The sequence below is a fragment of the Paraburkholderia sp. J63 genome (assembly GCF_905220245.1).
Classification (GTDB): domain Bacteria; phylum Pseudomonadota; class Gammaproteobacteria; order Burkholderiales; family Burkholderiaceae; genus Paraburkholderia.
Window position 1 is genome coordinate 13,427 of sequence record NZ_CAJMZF010000002.1, and the last position, 21,217, is coordinate 34,643.

17 protein-coding genes and 1 tRNA gene are annotated in these 21,217 nt (G+C 64.7%); 5 read left to right on the plus strand and 13 right to left on the minus strand.

Annotated elements, in window-relative coordinates:
* Window positions 1-50: 50 nt before the first annotated feature.
* The 7 genes from pstA to U5775_RS02365 all read right to left on the minus strand — a co-directional run bounded on the left by pstA (window position 51) and on the right by U5775_RS02365 (window position 8,983).
* A complete protein-coding gene (gene pstA / locus U5775_RS02335) occupies window positions 51-935 on the minus strand; it encodes a phosphate ABC transporter permease PstA (RefSeq protein WP_415913506.1) in 885 nt (294 codons plus the stop codon).
* Between the two features lie 8 nt (window positions 936-943).
* The gene (gene pstC / locus U5775_RS02340; RefSeq protein WP_322056529.1) at window positions 944-1,930 is read right to left on the minus strand and encodes a phosphate ABC transporter permease PstC; all 987 of its coding nucleotides are present in this window, start codon (window positions 1,928-1,930) and stop codon (window positions 944-946) included.
* A gap of 253 nt (window positions 1,931-2,183) precedes the next feature.
* The gene (pstS, locus tag U5775_RS02345) at window positions 2,184-3,215 is read right to left on the minus strand and encodes a phosphate ABC transporter substrate-binding protein PstS (protein ID WP_322056530.1); all 1,032 of its coding nucleotides are present in this window, start codon (window positions 3,213-3,215) and stop codon (window positions 2,184-2,186) included.
* A gap of 455 nt (window positions 3,216-3,670) precedes the next feature.
* Window positions 3,671-5,023 carry a phosphoglucosamine mutase gene (gene glmM / locus U5775_RS02350; RefSeq protein ID WP_322056866.1) on the minus strand — a complete coding sequence of 451 codons (1,353 nt, stop codon included), beginning with the start codon at window positions 5,021-5,023 and terminating at the stop codon, window positions 3,671-3,673.
* A gap of 53 nt (window positions 5,024-5,076) precedes the next feature.
* On the minus strand, window positions 5,077-5,883 hold the full coding sequence (gene folP / locus U5775_RS02355) for a dihydropteroate synthase (protein WP_322056867.1): 807 nt from the start codon (window positions 5,881-5,883) through the stop codon (window positions 5,077-5,079).
* Window positions 5,884-6,192: 309 nt separating this feature from the next.
* Complete coding sequence (ftsH, locus tag U5775_RS02360) at window positions 6,193-8,082, minus strand: ATP-dependent zinc metalloprotease FtsH (protein WP_322056531.1); 1,890 nt, start codon at window positions 8,080-8,082, stop codon at window positions 6,193-6,195.
* 238 nt (window positions 8,083-8,320) lie between these two features.
* Window positions 8,321-8,983 carry an RlmE family RNA methyltransferase gene (locus tag U5775_RS02365; protein WP_322056532.1) on the minus strand — a complete coding sequence of 221 codons (663 nt, stop codon included), beginning with the start codon at window positions 8,981-8,983 and terminating at the stop codon, window positions 8,321-8,323.
* 265 nt (window positions 8,984-9,248) lie between these two features.
* Between U5775_RS02365 and yhbY the strand changes: the two genes are divergently transcribed.
* Window positions 9,249-9,791 (plus strand): ribosome assembly RNA-binding protein YhbY, encoded by a 543-nt coding sequence (gene yhbY / locus U5775_RS02370; RefSeq protein WP_322056533.1) that lies wholly within the window; start codon window positions 9,249-9,251, stop codon window positions 9,789-9,791.
* Between the two features lie 108 nt (window positions 9,792-9,899).
* Here the strand turns inward: yhbY and U5775_RS02375 are convergent, their stop codons facing one another.
* From U5775_RS02375 to gloB, 6 genes are all read right to left on the minus strand, one after another.
* Entirely contained in the window at window positions 9,900-10,370 is a 471-nt protein-coding gene (locus U5775_RS02375; RefSeq protein ID WP_322056868.1) for a DUF4149 domain-containing protein, read from the minus strand.
* 49 nt (window positions 10,371-10,419) lie between these two features.
* Window positions 10,420-10,896 (minus strand): transcription elongation factor GreA, encoded by a 477-nt coding sequence (gene greA, locus U5775_RS02380; protein ID WP_028216025.1) that lies wholly within the window; start codon window positions 10,894-10,896, stop codon window positions 10,420-10,422.
* 218 nt (window positions 10,897-11,114) lie between these two features.
* Window positions 11,115-14,369 (minus strand): carbamoyl-phosphate synthase large subunit, encoded by a 3,255-nt coding sequence (gene carB, locus U5775_RS02385; protein ID WP_322056534.1) that lies wholly within the window; start codon window positions 14,367-14,369, stop codon window positions 11,115-11,117.
* 148 nt (window positions 14,370-14,517) lie between these two features.
* On the minus strand, window positions 14,518-15,675 hold the full coding sequence (gene carA, locus U5775_RS02390; protein WP_322056535.1) for a glutamine-hydrolyzing carbamoyl-phosphate synthase small subunit: 1,158 nt from the start codon (window positions 15,673-15,675) through the stop codon (window positions 14,518-14,520).
* A gap of 618 nt (window positions 15,676-16,293) precedes the next feature.
* Window positions 16,294-17,946, minus strand: coding sequence for a transglycosylase SLT domain-containing protein (locus U5775_RS02395; protein ID WP_322056536.1), 1,653 nt, complete (start codon window positions 17,944-17,946; stop codon window positions 16,294-16,296).
* 154 nt (window positions 17,947-18,100) lie between these two features.
* Window positions 18,101-18,955 (minus strand): hydroxyacylglutathione hydrolase, encoded by an 855-nt coding sequence (gene gloB / locus U5775_RS02400; protein WP_322056537.1) that lies wholly within the window; start codon window positions 18,953-18,955, stop codon window positions 18,101-18,103.
* A gap of 20 nt (window positions 18,956-18,975) precedes the next feature.
* On the opposite strand from gloB, the gene U5775_RS02405 reads away from it, so the two are divergent.
* The 4 genes from U5775_RS02405 to U5775_RS02420 all read left to right on the plus strand — a co-directional run bounded on the left by U5775_RS02405 (window position 18,976) and on the right by U5775_RS02420 (window position 21,193).
* The gene (locus U5775_RS02405) at window positions 18,976-19,809 is read left to right on the plus strand and encodes a class I SAM-dependent methyltransferase (RefSeq protein ID WP_322056538.1); all 834 of its coding nucleotides are present in this window, start codon (window positions 18,976-18,978) and stop codon (window positions 19,807-19,809) included.
* Complete coding sequence (rnhA, locus tag U5775_RS02410; RefSeq protein ID WP_322056539.1) at window positions 19,806-20,255, plus strand: ribonuclease HI; 450 nt, start codon at window positions 19,806-19,808, stop codon at window positions 20,253-20,255. The genes U5775_RS02405 and rnhA overlap by 4 nt, the downstream gene beginning before the upstream one ends.
* Window positions 20,256-20,322: 67 nt before the next feature.
* Window positions 20,323-21,069, plus strand: a complete 747-nt coding sequence (gene dnaQ, locus U5775_RS02415) for a DNA polymerase III subunit epsilon (RefSeq protein ID WP_322056540.1) — start codon at window positions 20,323-20,325, stop codon at window positions 21,067-21,069.
* A gap of 49 nt (window positions 21,070-21,118) precedes the next feature.
* Window positions 21,119-21,193: transfer RNA gene (locus tag U5775_RS02420), tRNA-Val, on the plus strand.
* Window positions 21,194-21,217: the final 24 nt, after the last annotated feature.

Here is a 21,217-nt window from a genome sequence, read left to right on the forward strand (position 1 = left end):
GACGTAGTGTTGAGGTGACTCTCTGCCATATTCATCGGATGACTCCGCCCTTACTTTTTCGAAAAGATGGTGCGCGCAAGGATATTCAGACCCAGCACGCCCAGCGTGATCAGGAAAACGCCGGCCCAGGCGAGCGATTGCCACTGCGCGAACGGGCTCATCGCAAACTTGTAGATCGTGACCGGCAGGTTCGCTATCGGCTGATTCATGTCGGCGCTGAAGAACTGGTTGGACAGCGCCGTGAAGAGCAGCGGCGCGGTCTCGCCGGCAATGCGCGCGATCGCGAGCAGCACGCCCGTCACGATGCCCGCGATCGACGCCTTGAGCGTGATCGAGAGCACCATCTTCCACTTCGGCGTGCCGAGCGCGAAAGCCGCTTCGCGCAGATTGTTCGGCACCAGCTTGAGCATGTTCTCGGTCGTGCGGATCACGATCGGGATCTGCAGCAGCGCGAGCGAAATGGCGCCCGCCCAGCCGCTGAAATGACCCATCTTCGCGACCACGAGCGCATAGACGAACAGGCCCACGACGATCGACGGCGCCGACAGCAGAATGTCGTTGATGAAGCGCGTCACGCTCGCGAGCCAGCCCTTCTGGCCGTATTCGGCGAGATAGACGCCCGCGAGAATGCCGATCGGCGTGCCCACGGCCGTCGCGATGCCAACCAGCAGCAAGCTGCCGACGATCGCGTTGGCGAGACCGCCGCCATCGGTGTTCGGCGGCGGCGTCGACTGGGTGAACAGCTGCACCGAAAGGCCGCCGATGCCGAGCGAGAGCGTCGTGTAGAGAATCCACACGAGCCAGATAATGCCGAAGGCCATCGCGGCGAGCGAGCACGTCAGCGCGATCGCGTTGACCACGCGGCGGCGATCCTGCAGCTTGCCGCGCATCTTTTGCAGTTCGGGGCCATAGATGGCGCCCGGGATTTTCATCATCGGTTCGCTCATCGCGCACCCTCCGACTTTTCGAGGCGCAGCAAAAGCAGCTTCGAGATGGCAAGCACGATAAACGTGATCACGAACAGAATGAGGCCGAGCTCCATCAGCGCGGCGGTGTGCAAACCGGGGCCCGCTTCGGCGAACTCGTTGGCGAGCGCCGAGGTGATGCTGTTGCCGGGCGAGAAAAGCGAGACGTTGTCGAGCAGGTTCGTATTGCCGATCACGAACGTGACGGCCATGGTCTCGCCGAGCGCGCGGCCAAGACCCAGCATCACGCCGCCGATCACGCCGGTCTTGGTGAACGGCAGCACGATCTTCCACATGACTTCCCAGGTCGTGCAACCGATGCCGTAGGCCGACTCCTTGAGCAGCACGGGCGTGACTTCGAACACGTCGCGCATGACCGAGGCGATGTACGGAATGATCATGATGGCGAGAATCACGCCCGCGCACAGGATGCCGATGCCGATCGGCGGGCCCTGGAACAGCGCGCCGATGATCGGCATGCCGCCGAGCAACTGGCCGATCGGCTTCTCGAAGTACTGCGCAAAGATCGGCGCGAACACGAGCAAGCCCCACATGCCGTAGACGATCGACGGAATCGCGGCGAGCAGCTCGATCGCGATACCGAGCGGACGGCGCAGCCACGCGGGCGAGAGCTCGGTCAGAAAGAGCGCGATGCCGAAGCTCACGGGCACGGCGATGATGAGCGCGATGAGCGAGGTGGCGATCGTGCCGTAGATGGGCACGAGCGCGCCGAACTGGTCGCTGGGGGGATCCCAGTCGGCCGTCCAGAGGAATGAGAGACCGAACTTGTGGATCGTCGGCATCGAAGCGACGATCAGCGAAACGATGATGCCGCCGAGCAGCAACAAGGTGACGATGGCGGCGCCGCGTGCGAGGCCGCCGAAAATGATGTCCCCTGCCGGGCTGGGCGCTTGCTGCTGCGCAGCGCCGCCAGGCGGGTTCGAGACGAGCGGGACGTCGGACATGATGAGCTGTTTCCAGTGGCCGCGAGCGTCAGGCTCGCGACATTGATGCGGTTCTGAAACCGCCGGCCGCCCGGCATCCGGCCTTGCGGCGGGACAGCAGATTGCGCGGACGGCACATCGTAGCGGGTGTGTTACGTGCGGTAATGCGTGCGGTATTGCGGTCGCTGCTGGGGCCGTCAAGCAGAGCGGGCCGCGCGCGATATGCGCGGCGGCCCGTGGCCCGTCTTAGTGGCCCTGCAGCAACGAAGCCGCCTTATTCGGCAACCGACTTGCCGCTGGCGTCCTTCACCTTCGCCTTCCACTGCGATTCGATTTCGCTCACGACCGACTGCGGCAGCGAGATGTAGTCGAGATCGTTAGCCGCGCCCGAGCCGTTCTGGAACGCCCACTGGAAGAACTTGAGCGTTTCCTTGCCCTGCTCCGGCTTGTCCTGCGCCGTGTGCAGCAGCACGAAGGTCGCGCCGACGACCGGCCATGCGTCCTTGCCCGGCTCGTTCGTGAGGATCTGGTAGAACGACTTCTTCCAGTCCGCGCCGGCCGCTGCGGCCTTGAACGTTTCGGTGGTCGGCTGGACAACGGCGCCCGACTCGTTCTTCATGGCAGTGTAGACCATGTGATTTTGCTTCGCGTACGCCCATTCGACGTAGCCGATCGCGCCCGGCAGACGCTGCACGAAGGCCGCGACGCCGTCGTTGCCCTTGCCGCCCGTGCCGGTCGGCCATGCAACGGTCGTGCCTTCGCCGACCTTGCTCTTCCACTCGGGGTTGACCTTCGAGAGGTAGTCGGTCCAGATGAAGCTCGTGCCCGAACCGTCGGCGCGGCGGACCACGGCGATGTCCAGATCAGGCAGCTTGACCTTCGGGTTCAGCGCGGCGATGGCCGGATCGTTCCACTTCTTGATCTTGCCGAGGTAGATGTCGCCGAGCACCGGGCCCGAAAGCGTGATTTCGCCGGCCTTGATGCCGGGCACGTTGATCGCCGGCACGACGCCGCCGACCACCGTCGGGAACTGGAACAGGCCGTCCTTGGCCAGCTGGTCGTCCTTCAGCGGGGCGTCCGAGCCCGCGAAGTCGACGGTCTTCGCCTGAATCTGCTTGATGCCGCCCGACGAGCCGATGCCCTGGTAGTTGACCTTGCCGCCACCCGACTTCTGATAGGCATCTGCCCATTTCGTGTAGATCGGTGCTGCGAAGGTGCTGCCCGCGCCGGTGATATCAGCAGCCTGCGCTGCGATCGCGAAAAGCGCGCCAGCAACGCCAGCGAGCGCGGTTTGCATCAATTTCATGTGGCCTCCAGGTGTGTGAGCGGATTGACGACACCGCGAAGCTTAGGGGCTCTTTGTGACAGTACCGTGACGATTCATGAAGCGATCGTGTCAAAACGATTACCGCATGAAAGGCGGCACGATCGCGGGGGACGAGGCGGCTTCAAAGACGGGCGCGCCCCGCCGAATGGGGCGCTCGGACGCGGCGGGCCGTGGGCCGGGCATTGGGCGGCATTACGGGGCCGGAAGTGCAGGATGCCCGATGCATGCGCGAGCGGCCTCTGCAGCAAAGGTGAAACGTTTGCTTGAGCAGAGAAAGGGGAACAAGCGGAGGCGTGCTGACCCGGCAGCACAAGACGAAACACGGCGCCATGCCGTTTGCATGGCGCCGTGTTCGCAGGGAGATTGGCCGCGGGAACCGCCGGCCGTATCGGCTCTGGGTTGCGACAGATTGCCGCGACCAGAAGATCAGACGATCAGGCGATCGAGCGCTTGACGGTATCGGCGATCGATTCGGCGTAATGGAGCGTGTCGCGCTCGTCGCGCGCCTCGACCATCACGCGCAGCACCGGCTCCGTGCCCGAGGCGCGGATCAGCACGCGGCCTTTGCCCTTGAGCTCGGATTCGGCGTCGGCGATGGCCTTCTGGATCGCGGCATGGCCCTTCCAGTCGGCGCCCTGGGCGATGCGCACGTTGATGAGCTTCTGCGGAAACAGCGTCACGCCGTCGAGCAATTGCGCGAGGCTCTGGCCGCTGCGCTTCATCGCGGCGAGCACGAGCAGCGCCGAGACGATGCCGTCGCCGGTCGTATGGCGGTCGAGCGACAGAATGTGCCCCGAGCCCTCGGCGCCGATCAGCCAGCCGCGCTCGCGCAACTGCTCGAGCACGTAGCGGTCGCCCACATTGGCGCGCACGAACGATACGCCGATGCGCTCCAGCGCCTGCTCGATCGCGAGATTCGTCATCAGGGTGCCGACCGCGCCGTCGACCTTACCGTCGGTCGCCATGCGGTCCTTCACGAGCACATAAAGCAGCTCGTCGCCGTTGTAAAGGCGGCCCTGCGCGTCCACGATCTGCACGCGATCGGCGTCGCCGTCGAGCGCGATGCCGAGGTCCGCGTGATTCGCGCGCACCGCGCGCACGAGCGCGTCGGGCGCGGTCGCGCCCACGCCGTCATTGATGTTGAAGCCGTTCGGCGACACGCCGATGGGCACCACATCGGCGCCCAGCTCGTGAAACACGTGCGGCGCGATGTCGTAGGCCGCGCCGTTTGCGCAGTCGACAACGAGCTTGAGCCCCCGCAGGTTGAACGCCTGCGGGAACGTGCTCTTGCAGAACTCGATATAGCGGCCGCCCGCGTCGTCCAGACGGCGCGCGCGGCCGAGCTGTTCCGACGGCGCGCAGTCGAGCGGCAATTCGAGCTGCTCCTCGATCTGCGTCTCGACTTCGTCGGGCAGCTTGTTGCCGTCGGCGGAGAAGAACTTGATGCCGTTGTCGTAGTACGGATTGTGCGAGGCACTGATCACGACGCCCGCCGAAAGCCGCAGCGCGCGCGTGAGATAGGCGATGCCGGGCGTCGTCATCGGGCCCGCGAGCATCACGTCGATGCCGGCGGCCGAGAGCCCCGCCTCGAGCGACGCCTCGAGCATATAGCCCGAAATGCGCGTGTCCTTGCCGATCAGCACGGACGGACGCGAGCGCTTCTCCCCGGCCGCGCCCGCCAGCACCTTGCCCGCCGCATAGCCGAGGCGCAGCACGAAATCCGGCGTGATCGGCGCTTCGCCGACCTTGCCGCGAACCCCATCAGTTCCAAAATAGCGACGACCCATCATTCAACCTCTCATTGGTTCTGTTTTTCGGCGCATGCCTGCGCCATGTTCTCTCAGCAACGCGCAGCCTCGCGCATGGCGCCCCATACCTTGAGCGCATCGACCGTGGGCGCGACGTCGTGCACGCGGATGATCGCCGCGCCCTGCTGCGCCGCGCACACGGCCGCCGCCACGCTGGCCGCGAGGCGCTCGGGCGCAGGCCGGTTCACGAGCGCGCCGAGCATCGACTTGCGCGACATGCCCGCGAGCACCGGATACGGTGCGCCGCCGGCCGCGACCCGCGGCGCCGTCTCGCGCAGATGCGCGAGCAGCGCGTAATTGTGCTCGACCACGGACTTGCCGAAGCCAAAGCCCGGATCGACGCTGATGCGCGCCTTCGCCACGCCCGCCGCCTCGAGTTCGGCACAGCGCGCCTGCAGAAACTCGCGCACCTCGCGCACGACATCGACATAATTGGGCTCGCCAACCTGCATGGTCCGCGGCTCGCCGAGCATGTGCATCACGCACAGCCCGCAGCGGCTTTCCCTCACCGCGTCGATGGCACCGGGCATGCGAAAGCCCCAGACGTCGTTGATCAGGTCGGCGCCCGCTGCCAGCGCGTGGCGCATCACTTCCGGCTTGTACGTATCGATCGAAAGCGGCACGTTCGCGCCCTTGAGCCGCTCGACGAGCGGAATCACCCGTTCGAGTTCCTCGTCGAGCGCAACGGGCGGCGCGCCCGGACGCGTCGACTCGCCGCCGATATCGATGATGTCCACGCCGTCGAGCAGCATTTGCTCGGCGCGGCGCATCGCGTCGTCGAAGGAGAGATAGCGGCCGCCGTCCGAAAACGAGTCCGGCGTGGCGTTGAGAATCCCCATGACGAGCGGACGCTCGAAAGTCAGTGTGAAACGGCCGCAGACGAGCGGTTCGGGCGCAGCCACGTCGGCGAGCGCATTGGGCAGATTACCCTGCGAAGTCAGATTGGGCACGTCAAGAAACGTCAGATATGTAACTCAATGTGGCCGCGCAGGCGGCGCTCCCGGCAACGCCCATCGGCGGGCTCGACAGCAAAGCACGACGGCCGCCGTTGTAGCGGCGCTGTTATAGCGCGGCCAGAAATGCAAACGGGCCGATGTGAACACCACACCGGCCCGCAACTTTACTCGATCTTGACGCGCTGTGGCCGGTCAGGCCGGCGCGGTGGCGCTGCCGGGCTTGACCTCGGTGCCCGTGCTGCCACCCGACGAAGGCGCATCGCCCGCCGACGGGGTGCTCTTCGGCGAGCGCGGCGGACGGCCGGCCATGATGTCGTTGATCTGATCGGCGTCGATCGTTTCCCACTCCATCAGCGCGGCGGTCATGGCTTCGACCTTGTCGCGATTCTCGTCGAGCAGGCGCTTCGCGAGGTTGTACTGCTCGTCGAGCACGCGGCGAATTTCCGCGTCGACCTTCTGCTGCGTCGCTTCCGAGATTGCGCGCGTGAAGCCCTTGCCGAACGCGCCGCCGTCGTTGTCGTCGTCGGCATAGACCATCGGTCCGAGCGCGTCGGTCATGCCGAAGCGCGTGACCATCGCGCGGGCCGTCTGCGTGGCCTTGTTGAAGTCGTCCGAGGCACCCGTGCTGATCAGATTCATGAACAGCTCTTCCGCCACCCGGCCGCCGAACAGGATAGCCAGACGGTCAAGCAGATAGTCCTTCGAATAGGTCTCGTTGTCGTGCTCCGGCAACTGCCACGTCACGCCCAGTGCACGGCCGCGCGGGATGATCGTGACCTTGTGCACGGGATCGGCCTTCGGCAGCAGCTTCGCGATCACCGCGTGACCCGACTCGTGGTAAGCGGTCGCGCGCTTCGCCTCTTCGCGAATGACGGCCGACTTGCGCTCCGGACCCATGAAGATCTTGTCCTTGGCGTCCTCGAAGTCCTGCATCTCGACGATACGCTTGCCGCGGCGTGCCGCGAACAGCGCCGCCTCGTTCACGAGGTTCGCGAGATCGGCGCCCGAGAAGCCCGGCGTGCCACGCGCGATCACTGCTGCGTCGACGTCGTTGGCGATCGGCACCTTGCGCAGGTGCACCTTCATGATCTGCTCGCGGCCGCGGATATCCGGCAGGCCCACATAGACCTGGCGGTCGAAGCGGCCCGGACGCAGCAGCGCCTTGTCGAGCACGTCCGAACGGTTGGTTGCCGCGATCACGATGACGCCCGAATTGGCCTCGAAGCCGTCCATCTCCACGAGCATCTGGTTCAGCGTCTGCTCGCGCTCGTCGTTGCCGCCGCCCATGCCGGCGCCGCGATGACGCCCGACCGCGTCAATTTCGTCGATGAACACGATACACGGCGCATGCTTCTTGGCCTGCTCGAACATGTCGCGCACGCGGGCCGCGCCCACGCCGACGAACATTTCCACGAAGTCCGAACCCGAGATGCTGAAGAACGGCACCTTGGCTTCGCCGGCAATGGCGCGCGCGAGCAGAGTCTTACCGGTACCCGGAGGACCGACCAGCAGCACGCCGCGCGGGATGCGCCCGCCCAGCTTCTGGAATTTTTGCGGATCGCGCAGGAAGTCGACGAGCTCGGACACTTCTTCCTTGGCTTCGTCGCAGCCCGCGACGTCGGAGAAGTTGACCGCGTTGTTGTTCTCATCGATCAGACGGGCACGCGATTTACCGAACGAGAACGCCCCGCCTTTGCCGCCCCCCTGCATCTGTCTCATCATGTAGAACCAGAACACGATGATCAGGATCGTTGGTCCGAGGTAATACAACGCCGAAACGAGCGCATTGGGCTCTTCGTCAGCCTTGCCGCTCACCTGCACGCCGTATTTCATCAGGTCGCCGACCATCCAGATGTCCCCGGGGGAGACGATCTGATATTTCTGGCCGTCGGCCGGAGTGACCGTGAGGTTCCGCCCCTGCACCACGACGCTCTTGACCTTGCCGGCCTTCGCATCGTCCATGAACTGCGAGTACGAAACGCCTTCCTGGACACGGGGCTTGTCGAACTGCTTGAACACCGTAAACAGCACCAGTGCGATTACCAGCCACACCGCTGCCTTCGAAAACATGTTGTTGTTCAAAGCACCACTCCTTCACTCATAGACAGGCGCCTACATTTTGCTTGCGACACCACCAAAGCATTCTAATCCAGTACGCAGGGGCTCGCCATAACGTTTCGCTACCGCGGAAATAGCCTGAGCGCCTTGCCAGGACTGCGTCCCGAAGCCGATCCGGGGCGAACGACTCAATCGTCCTTGCACCACGCTCGCTGCACTGGAGCCGATTTTTTGCCATCCCCAGCTTATCTGGCTTGGGGTATCAGCGGGATCGCTTCAGATGTTTACCCAATATAAACGTTTCAGACGATTTATCACGCGAAGCTTTCGGCTTGCGCGCGGCCACGACCTTGAACTGGTGCTTGAACTTCTCGACGATCTGGCTGTAACCACTGCCGTGAAAGCATTTTACTAAAAGGGCACCATCGGGTTTCAGATGATTCTGCGAAAACTCGAGCGCGAGATCGCAGACGTGTTCGATGCGCGCGGCATCGGCCGACGCAACACCTGACAGATTGGGCGCCATGTCGGAAATTACAAGGTCCACCGGACGGCCACCGACCGCTTCTTCGAGTTGCGCGAGCACGTCGTCCTCGCGGAAGTCGCCCTGCAGGAACTGCACGTCGGCGATGGGCTCCATGGGCAGGAGATCGAGCGCAATGATCGTACCGTCGATGCCGCCCTCGCGCTGGTCGTCGCGCTTCGAACTCTGCGCGAGCTTGTTGCGCGCGTACTGGCTCCAGCTGCCCGGCGCCGCGCCGAGGTCCACGATCACCATGCCCGGGCGGATCAGCTTGTCCTGCTCGTCGATTTCCTTGAGCTTGTACGCGGCGCGGGCGCGATAGCCCTCCCGTTGCGCCATCTTCACGTACGGATCATTAATGTGGTCGTGCAGCCACGACTGATTGAAGCGGTTTTTTGCCATTAAAGGTGAACTCTTGCTGCGTGATGTCGCGCTTTTAGCGGATAATACGCGTTTAATTCGTGCGGCCGTCGCGGCCCGTCCGGCTCAAGGCGCGCGGTTCTCACCGCCTCGCTCGCCGGCATCTGCCCGCGCCACGCCGTTCTCCACGGTTTTTCCATTGTTCCGACGCGCCTGCCGCCTGGCGGCCCTCGTTGTGAGGTCTGTCATGCCGGCTTTTCACGCCGACCGGCGGGCGCCGTCATTTTAGTCGAGTCTGCCACATCCCATGCCCGCCCTCACTCTTACTGCCGAACAGCGCTCCGAACTGCGTTCCCAGGCTCACGCCCTCAAACCGGTCGTGCTCATCGGCGCCGAGGGACTGACGGACGCCGTCATCAAGGAAATCCAGACCCACCTCGACGCGCACCAGCTCATCAAAGTGCGCGTGTTCGGCGACGAGCGCGAAGAGCGCCTCGCGATCTACGAAGCGATCTGCGACCGCCTGAACGCGGCGCCCATCCAGCACATCGGCAAGCTGCTGGTGATCTACAAGCCCGAGCAAGTCAAGCCGAAGACCACCACGGCCCGCGCCGGTGCACGCGGCACCGTCAAGCGCCCGGCCGGCGACGTGCCGAGCGCGCGCGAAGCGGGCAAGCATGGCGCGCCGCGCACCGTGAAGGTCGTCAAGCCCAGCGACAACCCGATGCGCAAGCCGAAAGCGCAGAAGGTCACGGTCAAGGGCAACGAACGGGTTACGCAGGGCGGCAACATCAAGCGCGCCAAGAAGCGTCAGACCAGTTCGAAGCGAGCCCATCAAGGCTCGAAGTAAGAAAAGCGCGGCCGGTGTGCCGCGTTTTTTTCGCCTGTGCTGTCTGTGCAATGGATGCGCGCCGCTGCGTACCTCAGGCGCCTCGCGCGCTTAGAACGCTGAGCACGCTTAGCGCGCCGCGACGCCGCGTACCGCCGGCTGCAGCCAGACGAGCGCGATGCCCAGCAGGCTCTCGATGAGATAGAACACGCTCGACACGCCGTGCAGCATGCCGAAGCGGCTCGCATACGGCGAGTTGGCGATGTCCATGCCCGCGTTCATCGCCTCGACGCGCATGGCGTTCATGAACGGCTGCAGCGCGAAATAGCCGATCAGCACGCACAGCAGCATGCCGGCCAGCAGCCAGCGCACGCGCCGGTAGCTCACCGCGCCACGCCGCGCGAGCACGTTGGAGAGCCCGAGCAGCAGCACGCCGCACACCACGCCGAGAATGCCCTCGATGCGAAACAGCTGCGCCGCGATCGCGCCGGCCTGCATGCGTTCGAGCGAAGCGAACAACACGGGCGCGACCGCATAGCCGATCGTCAACTGGCTGCCCACCCACAACATGGCCAGCAGGCCGAACAAACGATGCGGCACGGTGGAACCCCGATGGGTCTGGAGCGATGCACTCACGTCGGCGCGCCTGTCAGACGTAGCGAACCTCGATGATTTCATATTCGCGCACGCCGCTGGGCGCCTGCACTTCGGCCACGTCGCCTTCGGTCTTGCCGATCAGCGCGCGCGCGATGGGCGAGCTCACCGAGATCAGGCCGTGCTCGAGGTCGGCTTCGTCGTCGCCGACGATCTGATAGGTAACGCTCTTGCCCGAGTCGAGGTCTTCGAGGTCGATGGTCGAGCCGAACACCACGCGGCCATCGGCCTCGAGCGATGCCGGGTCGATGATCTGCGCCGCCGCCAGCTTCGACTCGATTTCGGCGATGCGGCCTTCGATGAAGCCCTGCTTTTCCTTCGCGGCGTCGTACTCCGCGTTTTCCGACAAATCGCCCTGGGCGCGCGCTTCGGCGATCGAATTGATGACCGCCGGACGCTCGACGGATTTCAGGCGCTGCAGCTCTTCGCGAAGTTGGTCTGCGCCGCGCTTGGTCAAGGGAATCGTGCTCATAAACAACTCGTTCGGCCGCTTGGGGCCGTATTGATGCCGCGCTAAAAAAACGTTGCGGCCATAAAAAAAATCACCGCGGTCAAGTGCATCCCACGAGGGCGGCAGCGCGCATGGGCGCTGCCCGAAAACCCTGTTGGGACGCCGCTTAACCGCGGCACATTCAGCTTTGTATTCAGCCTGTTGCCTGCCTCGTGGACGTTAGACAGGCAATCGAAGCCTTAGTTTAGGCGAGCGTGGAGGCCTTGTAAATCATAGACTTCCAGGTTCTTCAGGTAGCGCAGACCCTCGACGGCGGCGCGTGCGCCCGACATCGTGGTGTAGTACGTGACCTTGTTCGCCTGGGCGCTCATGCGGATCGAACGCGAATCGGCGATCGCCGCGCGGGTCTCGTCGACCGTCGTGAAAACGAGCGAAATCTCGCCGTTCTTGATCATGTCGACGATGTGCGGACGGCCGTCCTTCACCTTGTTCACGACCTTCACCGGCACGCCGGCCGCTTCGATCGCCGCCGCCGTGCCACGCGTGGCCACGATCGGGTAGCCGAGTTCGTGCAGCATGCGCGCGACTTCGACGGCCTTGGGCTTGTCCGCGTCCATCACGGTGATGAAAACGGTGCCCGACTCGGGCAGGCGCGAACCCGCTGCGAGCTGCGACTTGAAGAGCGCCTCGCCGAAGGTCTTGCCCACGCCCATCACTTCGCCGGTCGAACGCATTTCGGGTCCGAGCACCGGATCGACAGCCGGGAACTTCACGAACGGGAACACCGCTTCCTTCACGCTGAAGTACGGCGGCACCACTTCCTTCTTCACGCCCTGCTCCGCGAGCTTCTGGCCGACCATCGCGCGCGCCGCGATCTTCGCGAGCGGCAGGCTCGTGGCCTTCGAGACGTACGGCACGGTACGCGAGGCGCGCGGGTTCACTTCGAGCACGTAGATGACGTCCTTCTTCGAGCCGTCGTCCTGCGGCACCTGCTGGATCGCGAACTGCACGTTCATCAGGCCGACCACGTTGAGCGCCTTGGCCATCGCGGCCGTTTGACGCTTGAGCTCAGCCACGGTTTCCTGCGAGAGCGAGTACGGCGGCAGCGAGCATGCCGAGTCGCCCGAGTGCACGCCCGCCTGCTCGATGTGCTCCATCACGCCGCCGATGAACACGTCCGTGCCATCGGAGATGCAGTCGACGTCGCATTCGATCGCGTCGTTCAGGAAGCGGTCGAGCAGCACCGGCGAATCGTTCGACACCTTCACGGCCTCGCGCATGTAGCGCTCGAGGTCGCGCGGCTCGTGGACGATTTCCATGGCGCGGCCGCCCAGCACGTACGACGGGCGCACGACGAGCGGATAGCCGATTTCGTCGGCGAGCTTGAGCGCTTCGTCTTCAGCGCGCGCGGTGCGGTTCGGCGGCTGGCGCAGATTCAGGTCCTGCAGCAGCTTCTGGAAGCGCTCGCGGTCTTCTGCGGCGTCGATCATGTCCGGCGAGGTGCCGACGATGGGCACGCCGTTCGCCTCGAGGTCGAGCGCGAGCTTCAGCGGCGTCTGGCCGCCGTACTGCACGATCACGCCAGCGGGCTTTTCCAGATCCACGACTTCGAGCACGTCTTCGAGCGTGAGCGGCTCGAAGTACAGGCGGTCGGAGGTGTCGTAGTCGGTCGAAACGGTCTCGGGGTTGCAGTTGACCATGATCGTTTCGTAGCCGTCTTCGCGCATCGCGAGCGCGGCGTGCACGCAGCAGTAGTCGAACTCGATACCCTGGCCGATCCGGTTCGGGCCGCCGCCCAGCACCATGATCTTCTTGTTGTTGGTCGGGTTTGCCTCGCACTCGTCCTCATAGGTCGAGTACATATAGGCGGTCCTGGTCGCGAACTCGGCCGCGCAGGTGTCCACACGCTTGTAGACGGGGCGCACGTTCAGTTCGATGCGGCGGCGGCGCACGTCGGCGGGCTTCGCGCCGAGCAGCTTTGCGAGTCGACGATCGGAGAAACCGCTCTGCTTGAGGAAGCGCAGCTCGTCCTTCGAGAGGCTTTCGAGCGTGCGGCCCTTCACGGCTGCTTCCTTCTGCACGATCTCTTCGATCTGCGCGAGGAACCACGGATCGATCGCGGTTTCCTCGAACACTTCTTCGCGCGTCATGCCCACGCGGAACGCGTCGCCCACGTACCAGATGCGGTCCGGGCCGGCTTCGCCGATCTCGCGGATGACTTCGTCGCGGCTCGTGGTCTTCTCGTCGAGACCGTCGACGCCCACTTCGAGGCCGCGCAGCGCTTTCTGGAACGACTCCTGGAACGTCCGGCCAATCGCCATCACCTCGCCCACCGACTTCATCTGCGTGGTGAGACGCGGGTCGGCTTCGCGGAACTTCTCGAACGCGAAACGCGGAATCTTCGTGACAACGTAGTCAATGGTCGGTTCGAACGAGGCCGGCGTCTGGCCGCCCGTGATTTCGTTGCGCAGTTCGTCGAGCGTATAGCCGACGGCGAGTTTCGCCGCGACCTTGGCGATCGGGAAACCGGTGGCCTTCGAGGCCAGCGCCGACGAACGCGAGACGCGCGGGTTCATCTCGATCACGATCATACGGCCGTCGCGCGGGTTGATCGAGAACTGCACGTTCGAGCCGCCCGTATCCACGCCGATCTCGCGCAGCACCGCGAGCGAGGCGTCGCGCAGGATCTGGTATTCCTTGTCGGTGAGCGTCTGCGCCGGCGCGACCGTGATCGAGTCGCCGGTGTGGATGCCCATCGGGTCGAGGTTTTCGATCGAGCAGACGATGATGCAGTTATCCGCCTTGTCGCGGACCACTTCCATCTCGTATTCCTTCCAGCCGAGCAGCGACTCTTCGATCAGCAGCTCGCGCGTGGGCGAGAGATCGAGACCGCGCTTGCAGATCTCTTCGAACTCTTCGCGGTTGTAGGCGATGCCGCCGCCCGAGCCGCCGAGCGTGAACGACGGGCGAATCACGATCGGATAGCCGCTCGAGCCCGTCGACGCGGCGATCTCGGCGTGAACCCTGGTCGCCTCTTCCATCGAGTGCGCGACACCCGACTTCGCCGAGCCGAGGCCGATCTTCGTCATCGCGTCCTTGAACTTCTGGCGGTCTTCGGCCTTGTCGATCGCCTCGGGCGATGCGCCGATCAGCTCGACGTCGTACTTCTTCAGCACGCCGTGGTGGTGCAGATCGAGCGCGCAGTTCAGCGCGGTCTGGCCGCCCATCGTCGGCAGGATCGCGTCGGGGCGCTCCTTCTCGATGATGCGCTCCACCACTTCCCACGTGATCGGCTCGATGTAGGTGACGTCGGCCGTGTTCGGGTCGGTCATGATCGTCGCCGGATTGCTGTTGACGAGAATGACCTTGTAGCCTTCCTCACGCAGCGCCTTGCACGCCTGTGCGCCCGAGTAGTCGAATTCGCAGGCCTGGCCGATGATGATCGGCCCCGCGCCGATGATGAGAATGCTCTTGATGTCTGTCCGCTTGGGCATAACGCTCTCGCTAAATATTCCTGTTTCTTTCCTTCTTGCGGCGCGCGGCGCGTGCTCCGTTCCATGAGTCACGCCTTGCCGCTCACCGCCGGGCGTGCGCGTGGGCCGCTTTTACCCGGCTCGCTGCGCGCCCTGCTCTCGCTCGCGCTTACGCGACTGCCGTGCGCTTGTCGCCCTTGGCGTTGTCCATCAGCGCGGTGAAGCGGTCGAACAGATAGCCGACGTCCTTCGGACCGGGCGACGCTTCCGGGTGGCCCTGGAAGCAGAACGCGGGCTTGTCGGTAAGCTCGAAACCCTGCAGCGTGCCGTCGAAGAGCGAGACGTGCGTGACGCGCGCGTTCGCGGGCAGCGTCGCGGCGTCCACCGCGAAGCCGTGGTTCTGCGACGTGATGACGACGCGGCCGTCGCCGAGGTCCTTCACCGGATGGTTCGCGCCATGGTGGCCGGTCTTCATCTTGATGGTCTTCGCGCCGAGTGCGAGGCCCATGATCTGGTGACCGAGGCAGATGCCGAAGGTCGGGATGCCGCGCGCGATGAATTCCTGCGTCGCCTTGATCGCGTAATCGCACGGCTCCGGATCGCCGGGGCCGTTCGAGAGGAACACGCCGTCCGGGTTGAGCGCGAGCGCGTCGGCCGCCGTGGCCTGCGCCGGCAGCACCGTGACGTGGCAGCCGCGCTCGGCCAGCATGCGCAGGATGTTCTGCTTCACGCCGAAGTCGAACGCCACGACCTTGTACTTCGGCGCGGACTGCGTGCGGTAGCCTTCGCCCAGACGCCATTCGGTGGTCGTCCATTCGTAGGGCTTGTCGGTCGAGACGACCTTCGCGAGGTCCATGCCCGCGAGGCCCGGGAACGAGCGCGCGAGTTCGATGGCCTTGGCTTCGTCGTCCGAACCCGCGAGGATCGCGCCGTTCTGTGCGCCCTTCTCGCGCAGGATACGCGTGAGCTTGCGCGTATCGATGCCAGCGATCGCGACGACGCCTTCGTCCTTCAGATATTGGCCGAGCGTGCGCTCCATGCGGAAGTTCGAGGCGAGCGTGGGCAGATCGCGAATGATCAGACCGGCGGCATGGACTTTCGTGGCTTCGACGTCTTCGGCGTTGACGCCGACGTTGCCGATATGCGGATACGTCAGGGTGACGATCTGGCGAGCGTAGCTCGGGTCGGTCAGGATTTCCTGATAACCGGTGATGGCCGTGTTGAACACGACTTCACCGATCGTATGACCCGGCGCGCCGATCGAATAACCACGAAAGACCGTGCCGTCGGCGAGCGCGAGCAGAGCGGGAGAGAAAGACGGCAACACGGGAGACTCCTTGGGGGAGCACCCTGTGCCGACCTGTTATCCGACGTTGCGTGTCTTGCGACCTGGGAGCGGCTGCGGCGTCGGCATCCTGTCGTTGCGATCAGGACGCGCGCGCGGCGCGCTCCACAGTCTGCTCGTTACGCGACTTGTCCGTGTTTGACCGTGTGTCGGGCGCCGGGCCGCGAACGTGCGTTTGTGACGCTCGATCGGGCGGCAGCCAGCCAGTAAGAAACGGAAAGCGCGGGCGGCGGATGAACGGATGGGGGAGGTAGGCGCTAGGGTGCGGGTTGATAAGCTCAAACCTTGAAATTATAGCGCGAAAATGCCCTCTCTTTCAAATTTCGGGATGAAGCCCATCGGGCGGCGCGCCGGTGCAGGCCGGGACGGCGCTGTTTCCACTATAGGCGCCCAAGGACCGCAAGGCGGCCGGCCGGCGGCCAGGCGCAGCGGCATTCTCCTCAGACACGTTGGCCGGGCGGTCGCCCCTTTTTGCCCACAAATGAAAACGCCGCCACCTGGCGGGGTGACGGCGTGAGAAACCAATGGCAAAAGTGATCGGAGCGAAACACATCGTGCGCTGCCCCCGCAGCGCACGACTTGAGCACCCTTCGCCAGCCGCTATTTAGATTTGTGCTTCTGCGTATGGGTTTCGGCCTTCGGGCGGCTCGCCGCACCCTTCGACGCCTTGCTGGGCGCTGCGCTGGAAGCCTTCGCCTTGACCGGCTCGGAAACCTTGACGACCTCGGTGCGCGCGCGACCGTGCTTCTTATCGTAGCGCGACTTGGGACCCGTGTCTGCAACCCGCGTCCCGATGCGCTCCACGCCGCCGCCCGACACGTTGGTCGCGAGGCGCTCCGGCCCCGGTTCGCTCGGCATCGCCTTGCCGACCGGCACGTGCAGCACGAGCACCTGCCCCGGCGTCACGAGATCGCGACGCGTCTTGTTCCAGGCCTTGAGCTGGCCGACCGAGACGCCATAGCGCCCCGCCACCGTTTCCATCGACTGCTTGCGGCGCACGCGGATCAGCATCTTGCGCGTGTCGGGCACGTCCGGCTCCATGGCCAGCACGGCGCTTTCGGCCACGTCGGCGCTGATGTCCTCGTCGTCGCCATCGTCGGTGCGCGGCACCACGAGCGTCGAGCCCGCCTTCAGGCGCATGCCCGCCGGAATCTTGTTGACCGACATGAGCGTGTCCGCGTCCACGCCGATCTTCTGCGCGATGGCCGCCGGCGTGGTGCGCGAGTCGGTCGTGTAGACGGTCCATGAGGAAAGCTGGCCCGAATACGACTTGAGATTGCGCTCGAAGGCGCTTGCGTTGTCAAACGGCAGCAGGATCTGCGGATCGGTCGCGCCGAGAATGACCGGCTTCTTGAACGACGGATTGAGCGAGCGGAACTCGTCGGGCGTCATGTTCGCGAGCTTGGCCGCGACGTCCACGTCGATGTCGTGCGACGTGGTGACGGTGACGAAATACGGGTGATTGGGAATGGACGGCAGCGTGAGCCCATATTGCTGCGGGTTCATCACGATGTTCTTGACCGCCTGCAGCTTGGGCACGTAATTGCGCGTCTCATTGGGCAGGCGCAGGCTCTGGTAGTCGGTCGGCAGGCCGGCCGCCTGGTTGCGCGCGATCGCGCGCTGCACGTTGCCCTCGCCCCAGTTGTAGGCGGCAAGCGCGAGATACCAGTCGCCGAACATGTCGTGCAGGCGCGAGAGATAGTCGAGCGCCGCGCTGGTGGAGGCGAGCACGTCGCGGCGCTCGTCCTGCCACATGTTCTGCTTGAGGTTATAGGTGCGGCCCGTGCCCGGCACGAACTGCCACATGCCCGCCGCCTTCGCGACGGACAGCGCCTGCGGGTTGTACGCGGACTCGATGAACGGCAGCAGCGCGAGCTCGGTCGGCATATGGCGCGCCTCGAGCTCTTCGACGATGTGGTACAGATATTTCTGCGAGCGCTCGGTCATGCGCGCGACGTAGTCGGGACGCTCCGCATACCACTGGGCGTTCATGTCGACGAGGTCGCTCTGCAGGTCGGGCATCTGGAAGCCGCGGCGAATGCGCGCCCAGAGGTCGGCGTCCGGACTCGTGAGCTGATCGACCGAGCCGTTATCGACGTTGATCGTTTCTTTCGCTGCGGAGGTCTTGCGGATGGCGTCGGCGCGCGCCTGGGGATCGGCTGGGGAAAGTGAGTTGGCTGAGTTCGCAGTCGGCCCCCCGCTCGCACAGGCGGCGAGCATGAGAACCAGCAGCGCGCTTAGGATAAATCGCATGAACGTCTACTTGCTAATGGCAGGAATTTGGAGCCGATAGTACGGAACGCACACGTTTCCGTCAATCGGAATAATTGGAAAAACCTCATGAAAATCCGCAGCTTGGACGATATTCCATACTTTTGGGATGAGGATACCCCCGCGCCTGGGTGGGTCAGCGGAACCGGTTCTTCCACTCACGCATCAGCGTGAAAGCAGCCAGCCGGTCCGACACCGTTTCATGGAGCGCCTCGGCGAGCGTCGCCTGCACGGCCGGATCGCCGGCGCGCAGGAACGGGTTGACCGCACGCTCGTGCGCAATCGTGGTCGGCAAGGTCGGCGCGCCGCGCTCGCGCAATGCAGCTGCTGCGCGGCTCCAGTCGCGCAGCTCGGCATTGTCCGGATCGCAGGCCAGCGCGAAACGGATATTCGAGAGCGTGTACTCGTGCGCGCAATGCACCTGAGTCGCGCCCGGCAGCGCCGCGAACGAATCGAGCGAAGCGAGCATCTGCGCGGGCGTGCCCTCGAAGAGGCGTCCGCAGCCGCAGGCAAACAGCGTGTCGCCGCAAAAGAGATGCGGCGTGCTCGATGAGCTGGCCGGATCGGCAGCCTGGAAATACGCGATATGGCCGCGCGTGTGGCCCGGCACGTCCATCACCTCGAAGTCGAGCGCCGGCGCGTCCAGATGCACCGCATCGCCACCCTTCACGCGCGTGACGAACGCATCGAGCGGGCCGAGCGCCTCGCTGGCCGGGCCGTACACCGGCACGCGGGCATCCGAAAGGAGATCGGCCACCCCGCCGACGTGGTCGTTGTGGTGATGGGTGAGTAAAATAGCGACGAGCCGCCAGCCTCGCTTCGCCAGATATGCGCGAACCGGCGCGGCGTCGCCCGGATCGACGGCAACGGCATTGCGGCCGTCCGACACGACCCAGATGTAGTTATCTTCAAAAGCCGGAACCGGTACGTATTCGAGCGCGGCGGCAAGCGTGGCGGCTGGCACGGATGCGTGCTCAAGCGGACTCTTCATGGGGCGGCGTACTTTTCGACATGTCTGACCGAACGATTATAGACTGGCCCGCGTGGACCGGATCGCCCGCAGGCAGGTACGTGCTGGGCTGGGAGCAGGAGCAGCTCGACCGCGTGGTGTCGAACATGTTCGGCTACCATGCACTGCAGCTCGGCCTGCCGCAGCTCGACGCGCTGCGCGAGAACCGCATGCCGTGCCGCGGCCTCGTGCTCGACGCGGCCAGTGCGACGAGCGCGCCGTATACCGTGCCGGGCGCCCACGCGCCGTCCAACCTGCAGCATCCGCCCGCGCCCCACGCTCCGGCCGGACGCAGCACGGTATGGTGCGACCATCTCGATCTGCCGTTCGAGGCGCAGAGCGTCGACCTCATCGTGATGCCGCACACGCTGGAGTTCACGAGCGATCCGCACCGGCTGCTGCGCGAAGCCGAACGTGTGCTGATGCCCGAAGGGCAGTTGCTGATCGTCGGCTTCAACTCGCTTTCGCTGTGGGGCGCGCGCCAGTCGGCGGGCAAGCTGACCGGGCATCCGTTCCTGCCCGCGCGTGAAGACCTGATCGCCTTCACGCGTCTGAAAGACTGGATCAAGCTGCTGGGCTTCGAGCTTGAACGCGGACGCTTCGGCTGCTATCGTCCGCCGCTCGCCTCCGAGCAATGGCTCGGGCGCTATGCATTCATGGAGGCCGCCGGCGACCGCTGGTGGCCGATTTTCGGCGCGATCTATATGGTGTCGGCCATCAAGCGCGTGCGCGGCATGCGGCTGGTCGGCAAGGTCAAGGTCAAGAAGCCGGCGCTGGCGGCGAGCCTGAAGCCCGCCGCCACCACTCCCTCCCCTACTCGCAACAAGGACTCATGAGCTCACCCGACTTCGTCGAAATCTTCACGGACGGCGCCTGCAAGGGCAACCCCGGCCCCGGCGGCTGGGGCGCGCTGCTGCGCTTTGGCGCCCAGGAAAAGGAACTGTTCGGCGGCGAGGCCGGCACGACCAACAACCGCATGGAGCTGATGGGCGTGATCGCCGCGCTCGAAGCGCTCAAGCGCCCGTGCAAGGTGGTCGTGCATACCGACTCGCAATACGTGCAGAAAGGCATCAGCGAGTGGATCCACGGCTGGAAGAAGAAAAACTGGATGACGGCCGCGAAAACGCCCGTCAAGAACGACGACCTGTGGAAGCGCCTCGACGCGCTCGTCGCGCAGCACGAGGTCGAGTGGCGCTGGGTCAAGGGCCACGCCGGACACCCCGAGAACGAGCGCGCCGACGCGCTCGCGAACCGCGGCGTCGCCACGCTCGCCGAAATCTGAGCGACCCTCGTGGCGCGTTCCGCCGAACGCGCCGCCTCCGCCTTCACGCCATCACGCTTCAAATGACATGCGCCAGATCATTCTCGATACTGAAACCACCGGCCTGAACGCCCGCACGGGCGACCGCATCATCGAAATCGGCTGCGTCGAGCTGGTCAATCGCCGGCTCACGGGCAAGAACCTGCACTTCTACGTCAACCCGGAACGCGACAGCGATCCGGGCGCGCTCGCGGTGCACGGCCTGACGACCGAATTCCTCTCGGACAAGCCGAAGTTCGCCGAAGTCGCCAACGAGATTCTCGACTTCGTGCGCGACGCCGACATCATCATCCACAACGCGCCGTTCGATATCGGCTTTCTCGATGCCGAGCTCGCGCTGCTCGGCAAGCCGTCGTTCAAGGAGCATTGCGGCGAGGTGATCGACACGCTCGTGCAGGCCAAGCAGATCTTCCCCGGCAAGCGCAATTCGCTCGATGCGCTGTGCGACCGCTTCGGCATCAGCAACGCACACCGTACGCTGCACGGCGCACTGCTCGACTCGGAGCTGCTCGCCGAGGTTTATCTGGCGATGACGCGTGGCCAGGAAAGCCTCGTCATCGACATGATGAGCACGACCGAGGTCGCCGGCAGCGTGGCGGCGCCGCGCGTGAAGTTCGAGACGCTCGCGCTGCCCGTGATCGCCGCAAGCGAGGAAGAGCTCATGGCGCACGAAGCGCTGCTGGACGATCTCGACAAATCGATGAAGGGCACTTCGGTGTGGCGCACGCAACCGGCCTCCGTCGAAGAGAACGCGGCCACTGTGCAAAATACTTAAAAAAGGGCTTTACAAGACCGGAAACGCCCGGCATAATTTCAATCTCTTCGGGTGGTTAGCTCAGCGGTAGAGCACTGCCTTCACACGGCAGGGGTCACTGGTTCGATCCCAGTACTACCCACCAGAATTCCTGGTGTTGGTAAAGACA